At 62.4% G+C, this 13,030-nt stretch carries 9 protein-coding genes and 1 pseudogene; 4 read left to right on the top strand and 6 right to left on the bottom strand.

What is annotated here, in order from left to right; all coding sequences use genetic code 11:
* Positions 1-2: 2 nt before the first annotated feature.
* A complete protein-coding gene (locus tag HNQ95_RS27700) occupies positions 3-1,478 on the bottom strand; it encodes an amidohydrolase family protein (RefSeq protein WP_067956291.1) in 1,476 nt (491 codons plus the stop codon).
* A 193-nt stretch (positions 1,479-1,671) separates the two neighbouring features.
* Between HNQ95_RS27700 and HNQ95_RS27695 the strand changes: the two genes are divergently transcribed.
* Positions 1,672-3,240, top strand: a complete 1,569-nt coding sequence (locus HNQ95_RS27695; protein ID WP_067956292.1) for an ABC transporter substrate-binding protein — start codon at positions 1,672-1,674, stop codon at positions 3,238-3,240.
* A 118-nt stretch (positions 3,241-3,358) separates the two neighbouring features.
* Positions 3,359-4,837 (top strand): amidohydrolase family protein, encoded by a 1,479-nt coding sequence (locus HNQ95_RS27690; RefSeq protein WP_154386994.1) that lies wholly within the window; start codon positions 3,359-3,361, stop codon positions 4,835-4,837.
* A 390-nt stretch (positions 4,838-5,227) separates the two neighbouring features.
* Here HNQ95_RS27690 and HNQ95_RS27685 read toward each other — a convergent pair whose 3' ends face one another.
* The 5 genes from HNQ95_RS27685 to HNQ95_RS27665 all read right to left on the bottom strand — a co-directional run bounded on the left by HNQ95_RS27685 (position 5,228) and on the right by HNQ95_RS27665 (position 11,503).
* Positions 5,228-6,388 carry a M24 family metallopeptidase gene (locus HNQ95_RS27685; RefSeq protein WP_083948398.1) on the bottom strand — a complete coding sequence of 387 codons (1,161 nt, stop codon included), beginning with the start codon at positions 6,386-6,388 and terminating at the stop codon, positions 5,228-5,230.
* A 66-nt stretch (positions 6,389-6,454) separates the two neighbouring features.
* Positions 6,455-7,969: an ABC transporter substrate-binding protein gene (locus HNQ95_RS27680; RefSeq protein WP_246341011.1), complete on the bottom strand. Its 1,515-nt coding sequence runs from the start codon at positions 7,967-7,969 to the stop codon at positions 6,455-6,457.
* Positions 7,970-8,075: 106 nt separating this feature from the next.
* The gene (locus HNQ95_RS27675; RefSeq protein WP_067956299.1) at positions 8,076-9,671 is read right to left on the bottom strand and encodes an ABC transporter ATP-binding protein; all 1,596 of its coding nucleotides are present in this window, start codon (positions 9,669-9,671) and stop codon (positions 8,076-8,078) included.
* Between the two features lie 9 nt (positions 9,672-9,680).
* Positions 9,681-10,562 (bottom strand): ABC transporter permease, encoded by an 882-nt coding sequence (locus HNQ95_RS27670; protein WP_067956301.1) that lies wholly within the window; start codon positions 10,560-10,562, stop codon positions 9,681-9,683.
* Positions 10,562-11,503 carry an ABC transporter permease gene (locus HNQ95_RS27665; RefSeq protein ID WP_067956302.1) on the bottom strand — a complete coding sequence of 314 codons (942 nt, stop codon included), beginning with the start codon at positions 11,501-11,503 and terminating at the stop codon, positions 10,562-10,564. Before HNQ95_RS27665 ends, HNQ95_RS27670 begins: the two co-directional genes overlap by 1 nt.
* A 210-nt stretch (positions 11,504-11,713) precedes the next feature.
* On the opposite strand from HNQ95_RS27665, the gene HNQ95_RS27660 reads away from it, so the two are divergent.
* The gene (locus HNQ95_RS27660) at positions 11,714-12,421 is read left to right on the top strand and encodes a GntR family transcriptional regulator (RefSeq protein WP_067956303.1); all 708 of its coding nucleotides are present in this window, start codon (positions 11,714-11,716) and stop codon (positions 12,419-12,421) included.
* A 323-nt stretch (positions 12,422-12,744) separates the two neighbouring features.
* A pseudogene (locus tag HNQ95_RS27655) lies at positions 12,745-13,030 on the top strand (hypothetical protein); the annotation flags it as partial.

Below are 13,030 nucleotides of genomic sequence, written 5' to 3'. Positions count from 1 at the left end.
TCTTACAGAACCGGTGGCGCCGGTGGCACCACCGCTTCCTCGAAGGTGCGATAGAGCTTGCCCCAGGCGGGATCGTGCATGTGCGCCTTAAGGCCTGCCCGTTCGACAAGGGCCTGCGCCTCGCGCTCGCCGAAATCGAGCGCCTGTTCCGTGTCGGTGGTCAGCACCTTGCCGCCCTCCATCAGGATCTTGCCGTCGACGATGACGGTGTCGACGTCGCTGCCGAGAACCTGCTGGACCAGCCGGTGAACGACCATCCAGTTCGGCGTCAGATGCGGCTGGCGCATGTTGATGATGGCGATATCGGCTTTCTTGCCGACCTCCAGCGAGCCGATCTCGTGGTCCATGCCGAGTGCTCTCGCGGCGTCGATGGTGATCATCTCGAACATCTTGCCCGGCGGCAGCAAATAGCGGTCGTGATTGTGCAGCAGGTGCTGCGTGTACTGGGCAAGCCGCGCCATCTGGAACATGTCGAAGTGGCGGCTCGGCGAGACGCCATCGGAGGTGACGGCAACCGGCACACCCTTGGAGATCATGTCGAGGATCGGCGTCGAGCGGCCGGGTGGGGCGTGCGTGACGAAGGTGCCGGTCTCGGCAAGAATGTCGACCTCTTCATGTGATATGCCCCAGCAGTGCTGCAGGTGGACGTCGGGTCCGAGGATGGCGTTTTCCTTGTCCTGGAAGGCCATGCGGATCTGGCCGGCGAAGGCGTCGGAGTGGATACGAACGCCCCATTTGCGGGCGGTTTCGCGCACGCGGCGGGCCTGCATGCGGTCATTGTCGGTGAGCTTGACCGCCCGGTCCGGTGTGCTGGCGTTGGACGGATCGAGCGACGGCACGATGGTGAAGGGCGTCAGGAACACCTTGATGCGCCCGTCGGCGCTGCCGTTCAGCTCCTGGATCGTTGCCTCTGCGCCCTCGATCATCTGCTCGAAGGAGATGTGTCGGCGTTCCGGCTTGCCGCTTTCCCAGCGTGTGACCGGATGCGGCCAGGGCAGGCCGGCCGGGCCGACGCAGATGATCTCGCGCAGGCCGATCTCGCCATAGGCCTTGGCATGGTTGCTGGCAAAGACCGGATCGTCGCTGCGCGGCATCGACGCAATGATGCTGACACCTGTCGTGACGCCGGCGCGCAGGCGCTCGAGGCCCGATACCAGGCCGTCGGCATACCAATAGTCGCGCGTCATGTAGTGGTAGTAGGTCGGGGTGACGATCTGCATCCACATCGAGTTTGTGTCTGCTGCGACGCTGCGGATCAGCACGTGCCCGGCATGGCCGTGGGCGTCGATGAGACCGGGGATGATCAGCTTGCCACGGCAGTCGACAACCTTCTTGTCCTGATGCCGTGGTTCGAGCTCGCTCGCCGAACCAATGTCGACAATCCTGTCATCCCTGATCGCGATTGCGCCGTCTTCGATGATGCGTCGATCGGGGTCGACGGTGACGATGGTTCCGTGCAGCAACAGCAGATCGCTCATGCGGTTTTTCCTCCATTTCCGCTGGCCGCCGGCCTTCTGGCAGCCCCGTCGGTTGGCTCGACGCCGCATGGCGTCAGCGTGACCCGACGTAATTTTGCTACCGATTCAGCGAAATTGCGTCAACAAGATTGTTGACAATCCTGTCGATCAGATCGATGGTGGGTTCCAGTAAGCGCGATCCTTGGGAGGTAAAATGTCTCGCTTTAAGAAACTCATTCTCGGTGCCGTTGCAGCAATCGCCATCTCGGCACCGGCCAGTGCCGAAACCCTGCGTTGGGGCGGCCGCGCCGATATCTATTCGCTCGATCCTGATTCGATCGCGTCGACGTTCAACCTGTCGTTCCTCAACCACATCTATGAGGGCCTGGTTCGCTACGACGCCAACTTCAAGATCGAGCCGGCGCTGGCGACCAAGTGGGAGCTGATCGACAACAAGGTCTGGCGCTTCACCCTGCGCCAGGGCGTCAAGTTCCACAACGGTGCCGACTTCACCGCGGACGACGTGATCGCCTCGCTCAACCGCGTCACCGATCCGGCCTCGCCGCTGCGCGGCAACATCCCGCTCTACGTCAGCAGCAAGAAGGTCGATGACCACACGGTCGACATCGAGGTCTCGGCGCCGACGTCGCTGTTCCTCAACGACATGACGAACATCTTCATGTTCAGCGGCAAGTGGCTGAAGGACAACAACACGGAGAAGCCGACCGCCGTCGACACCAAGACGGAAGGCTTCGCCACCCACAACACCAACGGCACGGGCCCCTTCAAGCTCGAAAGCCGCGTCGCCGACAGCAAGACCGTGCTGCTGGTCAACGATCTCTGGTGGGATGAGAAGAAGCACAATCTCGACCGCATCGAATACATGCCGATCGCCTCGCCGGCGACCCGTGTCGCAGCACTGCTGTCGGGCGAAGTCGACCTCGTCGACTCCGCGCCGATCCAAGATTTGCCGCGTCTCGAAAGCACGCCCGGCCTGACGGTGCTGAAGAAGCAGGAGTTCCGCACGGTCTTCCTCGGCTTCAACCGCAAGGAGAAGCTGGAAGACGGTCGTCCCAGCCCGTTTAACGACGTGCGTGTACGTCAGGCCGTCGAGGCTGCGATCGACCGCGACCTGATCAACGCCAAGGTGATGCGCGGCCTCGCCCGGCCGTCCGGCTCGCTGATCGCGCCTGAGATCGCAGGCTATGCCAAGTCGCTCGACACCTACAGCAAGGCCGATCCGGAACGCGCCAAGGCGCTGCTCAAGGAAGCCGGCCAGGAAGGCCTGAAGTTCACCTACATGTGCTCCAACGACGAGAGCATCAACGAGGAGGACTTCTGCGCCGGCATCGCCAACATGCTGAAGCGCGCCGGCTTCGACGTCTCGATCGACATTGCGCCGCGCGCCGTCCAATCGCCGAAGCGCACGCAGGGCAAGGCCGACATGTTCAACCTGAGCTGGGCCAACGAGCCGACGCTCGACGCCTACTCGATCTTGGCCCAGGTGCTGTCGACCAAGAACGACAAGGTCGGCGTCTCGAACTATGGCGGATGGTCGTATCCGGAGCTGGACAAGCTGGTTGCGCAGGCCGTGCAGGAACCTGATGTCGCCAAGCGCCTGGCGCTGGAAGAAGCAGCCCTCAAGATCGCCAAGGACGACACGATCCTCGTTCCGCTGCACCAGCAGCCGATCGCCTGGGCGACGCAGGCCAAGGTCAAGAGCGTCGACTTCCGCTCGGACAACAAGCCGCGCCACTGGCTGACGCAGATGGCCGGCGACTAAGCCCAGCCAAACCGTAACTCCCAAGAAGACCTGGGCGCTTCATCCTGAAAGGTGAAGCGCCCTTTCTTTGGCAGCGCCCGCTCGCCGGCAGGCGCGACGACTTCAGACTGGATTGGCGATGACACGTCCCGAAGAGCTGACCCTTGGCCAGCGGCCGGCCGGCCGTACCCTCATGACCGCCGACTGGCTGCTTGCCTATGACGGCGAAGGGCATCGCCTGGTGCCGCGCGGAGAGCTGGTGGTCGAAGGGGGCGAGGTCATCTTCGCCGGCCGCCGCTTCGATGGCGAGGTGGCGAGACGCATCGACTTCGGCGCAGCCCTGATCAGCCCCGGCCTGATCGACCTCGATGCGCTGTCCGACATCGACACCTATGTGCTCGTCCACGACAACCAGCCCGGATGGGCCAAGGGCCGCATCTGGCCGCGCTCCTATGTCGAGCGTGGACCCTACGAGATGTATTCGCCCGAGGAATTGGCCTTCCAGAAGAAGTTCGCCTTCGGCCTGTCCTTGCTGAACGGCGTCACGTCGGCAGCACCTATTGCCTCGCTCTACTATCGCGAATGGGGCGAGACGGCCGCCGAATTCGATGCGGCAGCGGACGCGGCCGGTGACCTCGGTCTTCGCGTGTTTCTCAGCCCCGCCTACCGCTCGGGCGGCATGGTGCTGGAGGCGCCGGGCAAGATCGTGCCTGACTTCAACGAAGCACGAGGGCTGGCCGGTCTCGACGATGCGATAGCTTTCATCGAGCGCCAGCACGGCCGGCATGGCGGGCTGGTCAACGGCATGCTCGCGCCCGACCGGGTCGAGACCTGCACGCTCGAAGTCCTGCAGCGGACGATGGCTGCGGCGCGCGATCTCGATTGCCGGGTGCGGCTGCATATGGCCCAGGGCAAGCTTGAGCTCGACACCATGCACAAGCTGCATGGCGTGTCTGGGCCGCGCTGGATGGGCGATCATGGCCTGTTGAGCGAGCGACTGATCACCCCGCACGGCACCCATGCCTCGCTCGACGACCTGAAGCTCTATGCCGAAAACGGCGTCTCTATCGCGCACTCGCCACTGGTGTCGGCGCGCATGGGCAGCACGCTGAACTCCTTCGCCTCCTGCCGGAAGCTCGGCATCAACATCGGCATGGCAACCGACACGGCACCGCAGGACATGCTGATGAACCTGCTGATGGGACTCGTCGGATGCCGGATCAGCGAGAAGGCATCCGACGCCGTTCTCAGCAAGGATCTCTACGATGCCGCCACGCTGGGCGGCGCCAAGGCGCTGGGCCGAACCGATATCGGTCGGCTTGCCGCCGGCACCAAGGCCGACATCGCGATCTTCCGCCTCGACGACCCCTACATGACGCCGACTGTCGATCCGATCACCACACTGGTTCTCGGCGGCTCGGGCAAGGTCACGCAGGCGGTGTTCGTCGACGGACGCCTGTCGATGTTCGAGGGCAAGCTCGCAGGTTTCGACATACTTGCCGCCCGCGAACGCGCCCAGCAGCAGTTCGAAGGGCTGATCGCCAAGTATCCCGACAGAAGCTTTGAGCATCCGCCGGTGTCGGAGATCTTCGCGCCGAGCTATCCAATCCTGAATTGAGGAGGACGGGGCAGTCGGCTGGCTGGAGCTTACGTCAGGCTTCGCCATCATCGCCGGCAACTGGATGCCGTCCCGGATGGTCGGTGATTTTCATCTTCGCATTGCTTGAGGCGGTGGGGATCGATGCCCAGGTGGTCGGGGTGTCGATCCCGCACCATTTCTTCCTGATCCTGCCCTATGTCGCCTCACTGGTTCTGCTCGCCGGCCTCAGGTCGCGCACGCACCACCCGAAGCGCTCTGCGTCCCCTGCAGCCGCGAATAGCCAAGTAGGGGGTGGCTGGGCTTCAACTGCTCAAGCCCGGTCAAGCGAAAGCTGGCCGGGCTTAAGTGTCCTTGACCCGCCGGTTCAGGGGACGGGGCCAGCTTTTGTTCGGCCGTCGTGGCCGACATTCACTTGATGCCGAACACGACCTCGTCCTGGGAGAGCGATTCAAAGCCATTATGCGTCAAGACGGATGGCATGCTGGCCGCGACGCAGCCGATGCCGTCCCTGTAGAGGCAGGGCACAACGTGAAAACACATGCCTTCCTCAAGCAACTGCTCGTTGCCACTGCGGATCGCCATCACATTGTCTTCTCCCCAACCTGGGGGGAAGGCCGCGCCGATGCTGTAGGCCGGTCGTGTTACCATGTATTCGGCGAACCCGGCCTTTTCGATGACAGTCTCGAAGATCCTGGCCGCTTCGTGCGACGTCATGCCTGGCCTGATTCGCGCGTAGCCTTCATCAAGGGACGAACGGCAGACGTCGAACATGCGCCGGACAATGTCCTGCGGCGCGCCGATCGAATAGAATCGGTAGATCGGGGTGTGGTAGTCATGAACCGATGCGGCCGGCTCGATGTTGATGAGGTCTCCACGCAGGATGGGCGCGCCGCACCAGGTGACATGCGCCCTTGCGCTGCGAGGCCCGGCGCAGACATTGGGCATCTGTGCCATGCGACCGCTGCCATTGCGCAGCAGGCTGTCGGTAACCACGGCTGCCAGGGCGCTGTCGGTTATACCTTCGGTGAGCGCTTCGAAACCGTCGCGGCAAGCGCGCGCCGCCATCACGCCCGCACGCTTCATCAGGTCGATCTCCGCCGTACTCTTGATGCGGCGCAGATGTTCGACAAGTCCTGAGGCGTCCACCAGTTTCCGCCCATCATTGCGTGGACCGACAAAGCCCCTGAGGATGGGTTGAACGGCTGCAAACTCCATGGCCACGACGGCATTTGCATCGGCAAGGTCTGCTATGGCGGTGTTGAGCACTTCGGCGTGGCTATCACCGTCAGCGACGCCGATGCCTTCATTGACCCAAAGCTGGTCGGCAAGCGCCCGGACGTTACTGAGTTCCGTGCGGCGCATGACCCACACTGCCTTGCCATCGACCCGCATGACCAATGCGGTCGCGCCATAGGCGAGCGAACCGAAACCGGTCAGGTAGTAGGTGTTCTCGGTCGTGGTAAGAACCACGACGTCGATGCCGCGTTTCACCATTAGCGCGCGCAGGGCGTCGCGTCGCGCCAGATATTCTTCAGGGGCGAAAGCAAGTCGGTCGAATTTCTCGGTCATTTCCACGTCTCGGATTGGGAGCAGGGACGGCGGCACTAGCGTGCCGCCGTCAAGTGAAGGTTCGCGTCAGTCGGCCTTCTTCAGATTCCAGAACACCGGCACGTCATTGGTGGAGAGAAGCCCGGAAACCTTGTCCGAATGCGCGAGGTAGGTGGTCCACTGGCCGAGCGGCACGTGATGACCGGTTTCGAAGCCGCGCGTCGAGTATTCAGCTGCCACCGCCTTCTTCGCTTCCACGCCTTCGGCCATCGCCCATTTCAGGCGCAGGTCTTCGAGCTGCTGATCGCAGGGCCAACCGAATATTCCCTTCTCGCATGCCGCCGAGTAGGTGATGCTCCACACCGGAGTGGAAACAACCTGACCACCCACACTTGAATGGACCAGGTTCCAACCGCCATTGCTGGTTTGTTCCTTGGAGTTGCGGCGCTTGAGCACCGTCGCCCAATCCATCGCCTGCACATCGACATTGAGCCCGATGTCGCGCATCGCCTGGACGGTTACGACGGTTGCCGGATGGGCGACCGACTCGTCGGTCGGATCCAGAATGACGATCGGCCTGGAGAAATCCCAGCCGGCTTCCTTGAACAGTTCCTTGGCCTTTTCGGGGTTCGGCGCCTTCAAGGCGTCAAGTCCCGCGTCGGTTTCCATCGGCGTGCCGCAGATGAAGAAGGAGGCACAGGTGCGGAAAAAGTCCGGATTGCCGTTGATCGCCTGCAGATAGGCCGTCTGGTTGGTCAGCCAGAACATCGCCTGACGCGCCTTCGGGTTGTCGAAAGGCGGGATCACATGGTTGAAGAAGAGCAATGCCTGCCTGCCCGTCTTGTTGACGGTTTCGGTCTTGATGCTTGGCGTGGCTTGCAGCACAGGCAGAAGATCGAGCGACGGGTTCTCCCAGACATCGACCTCGCCGCCGAGCAATGCGGAAAGTGCCGTCTGCTGGTCGCGGATCACGAGCCATTCGATGCGGTCGGCGTTGGCGATCTTGCCGCCGGCAAATGCGCTGGCCGGCTCCGAACGCGGAACATAATCGGCGAACTTCTCGTAGACGACCTTGTTGCCGGGAACCCATGCCTCCTTGACGAAGCGATACGGTCCGGAACCGACATATTCCTCGATTTCCTTGAACGGGTCCGTCTCGGCGATGCGCTTGGGCATCATGAACGGGATGTTGGAGGCGACCTTGCTCAGCGACTCAAGCACCAGCCCGTAAGGCTCCTTGAAGACCAGTTCGAAGGTCTTGTCGTCCACCACCTTCATTTCCGACAGGACGCGGTTCATCAACTGGCCGGCCGCGTCGCGGGCGGCCCAGCGCTTCAGCGAAGCAACGCAATCCTCGGCCTTGACCGGCTGGCCGTCATGCCATTTCAGCCCGTCGCGCAAGGTGAAGCGATAGGTCTTGCGGTCTTGCGACAGCACCATCTCTTTCACCATCTGTGGCTGCGGTACGAACGTCTCGTCGAGGCCGTACAGCGTGTCGTAGATCAGGAAGCCGTGCATCTTCACGATGTCGGCGGTGGAGCCCATGGGGTCGAGCGCCTGAAGGTCGGCGTGCGGGACGAACCGCAGCGTTGTCTCCGCCATGGCCGTTCCAATCCCGCCCAACAGAATGGCGGATGCCAGGAATGTACGACATGCACTTTTCATTTGTGACAGCATGATAGGTCTCCTCCTTGGATCTTTTGTCGCCTCAAGCGGCGGCTGCGACCTGCCTGCCGGGAATAGAGTCCAGCAGGCGGCGTGTGTAATCGTGTGATGGCGAGGCAAAAACGGCACGTACGCTGCCTTCTTCGACCAATTGGCCACGGTGCATGACGAGGATGCGGTCACATATCTGGGCTGCGACGCGCAGGTCGTGGGTGATGAACAGGATGGCAAGATTGAAGCGTTTCTGAACGTCGTCGATCAGCTTCAGCACCTGGGCCTGAACAGAAACGTCAAGCGCCGAGACGGCTTCGTCCGCCACCAGTATTTCCGGCTCCATGGCCAGGGCGCGCGCGATCGAAATGCGCTGCCGTTGGCCGCCCGAGAACTGGTGCGGGTAGCGATTGAGCGCCTTCGGCTCCAAGCCCACAAGCGACATCAGTTCGCGGGCCTTGGCCCAGGCGTCCGCCTTCGAGGCGCCGAAGTTCATCGGTCCTTCGATGATCGATTGCCCGACGGTGCGGCGCGGATTGAGGGAGCGGTAAGGGTCCTGGAATACGACCTGGATGCGCCTGCGGAAGGGCTTGCCGCCGGCTTCGCCGACCAGCCTCGCCGCACCGGCCGTCGGCTCGATCAACTGGGTGATGCAGCGCGCCAGCGTCGACTTTCCCGAACCGGACTCGCCGATGACGCCAATCGTTTCGCCACGATGCAATGTCAGTGAAGTCGGCTTGAGCGCGACGACCTCGCGCGCCGCGCCGAAGGTGCTGCGAACGCTGTAGGTCTTGGCGATGCCGTTGACCTCCAGCGCAAGCGGCCCCTGCGTGGGCTCCTCGGGCCTTGCCGCATGCAGCGTCGGAACCGCAGCGATCAGCATGCGTGTGTAGTCTGCTTCCGGCCGGGTGAGAATGCGATGCACCGGACCGCTCTCGACGACCCTGCCGGACTTCATGACCACAACCCGGTCGGCGATCTCGGCAACGACGCCTATGTCGTGCGTGATGAACAGAATGCCCATGCCGCGGCTGCGCTGCAGGTCGCGGATCTGCCTGAGAATCTGCGCCTGGGTGGTGACATCGAGCGCGGTGGTTGGCTCGTCGGCAATGAGCAATCGCGGTTCAAGGATCAGGGCCGCCGCGATCAGCACGCGCTGGCGCTGACCGCCTGACAGCTGGTGCGGAAATGTGTGATAGAGCCGGCTCGGATCAGGCAAGCCGACTTCTTCCATCGCATTGACGACGCGGTCGAAACGCTCGTCGGACGGGAGCGAAAGATGCGTGCGCAGCACTTCGTCGATCTGTGCGCCGACGGTATGGACCGGATTGAGTGCGGTCATCGGCTCCTGGAAGATCATGCCGATGTCGCGGCCCCGCAACGCCCGCAATCGCTGCGTCGAGGTGTGGAGGATGTCTTCGCCGTCGAACATGATGGCGCCGGACGGGCGTGCGAATGTCTTGGGCAGCAGCCCCATGATGGCCTGCGCGGTTACCGATTTCCCGGAGCCTGATTCACCGACGACGCAGACGATTTCGCCTTTAGAGACCGAGAGCGATACCTCCTCGACCGCGCTGCGGCGGTCGCCGCCGATCGGCAGTGATACGGTCAGATTGCGGATATCGACGATAGGTGGCTGAGTGGTCATGTCTCTTGCTCACATCCGTTTGGCGATACGGGGGTCCAGCGTGTCCCGCAGACCGTCGCCGAGCAGATTGATGCCGAGGACCGTCAACGCCAGGAAAAGGCTTGGAAGAAAGACGAGGCGCGGGGTCACCTGAAAGAAGGTCCGCCCCTCGGAGATCATGTTGCCCCAGCTCGGAATCTCGGGCGGAAGCCCGGTGCCGAGGAAGCTCAACCCGGCCTCGATCAGGATTGCCTGGGCGCAGATATAGGTGCCGAGCACCAGCAGCGGTGCGATGGTGGACGGCAGGATATGGCGCACGAGGATCAGTGGCGCGGGCGTGCCAACCGAGATGGCGGCCTCGACATAGGACTCTTCTCGCACAGTCAGCACGACGCTGCGCACAAGCCGCACGACGCGGGGGATTTCGGGGATCGTCAAGGCGACGATGACCGTCCCGATGCTGGCGCGAGTGAGCGAGACGAGAGCGATCGCCAACAGGAAGGTCGGGATCGCCATCAGCCCGTCCATGACACGCATGACAATGATGTCCATAGCGCGGAAGTAGCCGGCAACGAGACCGACCAGCACGCCGAGGGAGATCGCCACGGCCGCTACGCTCAAGCCAACGAGGAGGGAACTGCGGGCCCCATAGACGATGCGGCTGTAGACATCGCGTCCAAACAGGTCCGTGCCCATCCAGGCGAGATCCGACGGCGGCTTCAACCGCATTCCCGGATCGATGCGGACTGGATCGACGGTGCCGAGCAGCGGCGCCGCGAGCGCCATGATGATGATTGCCGCGACAATGGTCCCGCCAATCAACACGGAGGGATTGCGAAACGCCTGGAAGGCGAGATCGAAGAGCGGGTTGCGCGGCTCGTCGCCGGCAACGGGTTGCGACAGCATCGTCATTAGTAACGCACCCTCGGATCGAGCAAGGCATATCCGATGTCGATGGCCAGATTGACCAGGACATAGACAGCCGAAAAGATCAGGATCACGCCCTGGATGACCGGATAGTCACGCTTCAGAATGGCATCGACGACCAGGCGACCGATGCCGGGAATGTTGAAGACCGTCTCGATCACCACGACGCCGCTGATCAGCAGTGCCACGCCAATTCCAATCACGGTGAGGATCGGGATCGCGGCATTGCGCAAGGCATGACGGGTTATGACCAATCGTTCGGAGACCCCTTTGGCGCGGGCCGTGCGGATGAAATCTTCGCCCATCATTTCAAGCACGCTGGCGCGTGTGATGCGTGCGATCAGCACCAGATAGGCCAGCCCAAGCGTCACCGTGGGCAGTGCGATGCTCCGCAAGAATGGGAGGATTCCCTCGGATATGCTGGTGAAGCCTTGCACGGGCGCCCAGCCCAGTCGCAGCGAGAACACATAGATCATGCAGTAGCCGAGCACGAAAGCGGGGACCGAGAAGCCGATAACGGAAACCGCCATCAGCGTGCGGTCGAGCCAGCTTCCGGCGGTAGCGCCGGCAACTGTGCCCAAGGGAACGGCGACGAGAATTGCGAAGAGCATCGTGGCCAGAGCCAGCGAGGCCGTGGGCTCGATGCGCTGCGCGATCAGTTCCGTCACCGGGAGCTTCGAGAAGATCGACGTGCCCAGATCGCCGCCCAGCATGTTCCGGATCCAGATCAGGAACTGCGAGACAAGCGGCTGGTCGAGGCCCAGGGCCATCCGAATCCGCTCGACGGACGCGGCATCGGCATTCTCTCCGGCGATGACCAAGGCGGGATCGCCCGGGCTCAGCCGCAACAAGAGAAACACCACTATCGAGACAACGGCCATCACCGGGATGACTGCGAGCGACCGCTTGGCAATGAAGGCGAGCACGTCGAATTCCTCCCAAAGTGGACAATGTATTGTATACGATAGTGCCTATCATAAGCATACAAAACTGCGGACAACAATCGTTAATCGCTCATGAAACGTCGATTCTCATGGTTTCCGCTGGCGGCCGCGTTCACGACGGTCTATGAAGAACGCCTCGATCGTAGTGGATTTATGAGCAATGTTGTATGCAATTTGGGTGGGGAAAACCTGATGCGGCGACTTGAAAAAAAGGGCAATGGCGGACGTGCTCAGGCGGTGCACCGTGCATTGAAAAGAGCGATCCTGGATCAGGCCCTCGGTCCTGGGGTGAAGCTGCCCGAAGATTCAATCGGCGAAGGACTGGGCGTCAGCCGGACCCTCGTGCGCGAAGCCCTGGTGCGCTTGAGCGAAGAAGGTCTGGTGGAACTGCGCCCCAATCGGGGAGCCGCAGTGGCCACTCCCAGTCTCGAGGAGGGGCAGGATCTGTTCAGCACCCGTTTTGCCCTGGAGCGCCTGGTGACGGAGACGCTGTCGGGGCGGCTGACAACGGCTCAGCAAATGCAGCTGAAGGAACACATAGCGGCGGAAGAGGCCGCGCGCAGCGGCGACAGCTCCGCTTCTATTCGGCTCGCGGGGGAGTTCCACACCTTGCTGGCGTCGATGACCGGCAACGCCACCCTTGCCCGCTTCGTCAATGAACTTGTCTCACGCAGCTCACTTATCCTTGCGCTTTACGGCCGCCCTCATTCTTCCGAATGCGCGGTTTCGGAACACCACGAAATACTCGGCGCACTCGTGGCGGGCGACCAAAAGCGCGCCGCAAACCTCATGATCCACCATCTTGAGTCCATCACCACGCGAGCCGTTCTGCCCAGGGATCGCCACGCTGACATTCGCGATGCATTGTCGAGCTACGCAGCGTCGGAGGGGCTGGGTTAGCATCGCTCAAAGGGTGTCGCGGCAGCCGGTGTCTTGACTGGCGGCATGACCTATGGCGGCGGGTGCAGATACATGAGCGCACTTGCCGTCACGAGCATGGCGTGCATGATCCGGCCCGTCGAAAAACGCTCGGCGAAACCATGCAGAATGGCCATCGCATCGCGCCCAGGGCCGCAACAATCGCAAAATGGGTGGGTCCGCAAGTTCCGCAAATAGCAGTTGGTGACAACACGTGGCTTGCCAAGATGGCATTGCCCGCATCAATTCGAATTGGACAAGTTGGGGCACAGGTTTGATTTGGCAACCCACGCGGGAACTGCGACGTGCAACGATTGGGACTGGCGCTACCGACCCGCGTCACCATCTCGCACGGCTTCGTGCTCGGCACGCTGCCCCAGAACGTCCAGGAGGAGATCGTCGAGAAGCTCGCGGAAGCGGGTGTTTCATGGACGACGGTTGCCATGGGCGGTACGGCGCCGCTTCCCTGGCAGCAGATGCGGCAACGTTCCGTGCCTCTCGGCCTAGGTGTCGTTTCCAAGAAGGTTGTTCAGTCTTTGGAACGGGCTGATGCCTCCAAGGGCCGAGTGTGGGCGTGCCAGGTTGTAGTTG

Source organism: Aminobacter ciceronei (assembly GCF_014138625.1).
In the GTDB taxonomy this organism is placed as follows: Bacteria; Pseudomonadota; Alphaproteobacteria; order Rhizobiales; family Rhizobiaceae; genus Aminobacter; species Aminobacter ciceronei.
The sequence above is the reverse complement of the archived record's forward strand: the minus strand, read 5'-3'. Positions and strand labels throughout refer to the sequence as shown.

Coding starts and splice junctions, on each gene's coding strand:
- HNQ95_RS27685 (WP_083948398.1), bottom strand. CDS start 6,388: ATGACCGAGAAATTCGACCGACTTGCTTTCGCCCCTGAAGAATATCTG.
- HNQ95_RS27675 (WP_067956299.1), bottom strand. CDS start 9,671: ATGACCACTCAGCCACCTATCGTCGATATCCGCAATCTGACCGTATCA.
- HNQ95_RS27690 (WP_154386994.1), top strand. CDS start 3,359: ATGACACGTCCCGAAGAGCTGACCCTTGGCCAGCGGCCGGCCGGCCGT.
- HNQ95_RS27660 (WP_067956303.1), top strand. CDS start 11,714: ATGCGGCGACTTGAAAAAAAGGGCAATGGCGGACGTGCTCAGGCGGTG.
- HNQ95_RS27695 (WP_067956292.1), top strand. CDS start 1,672: ATGTCTCGCTTTAAGAAACTCATTCTCGGTGCCGTTGCAGCAATCGCC.
- HNQ95_RS27670 (WP_067956301.1), bottom strand. CDS start 10,562: ATGACGATGCTGTCGCAACCCGTTGCCGGCGACGAGCCGCGCAACCCG.
- HNQ95_RS27680 (WP_246341011.1), bottom strand. CDS start 7,969: ATGGCGGAGACAACGCTGCGGTTCGTCCCGCACGCCGACCTTCAGGCG.
- HNQ95_RS27700 (WP_067956291.1), bottom strand. CDS start 1,478: ATGAGCGATCTGCTGTTGCTGCACGGAACCATCGTCACCGTCGACCCC.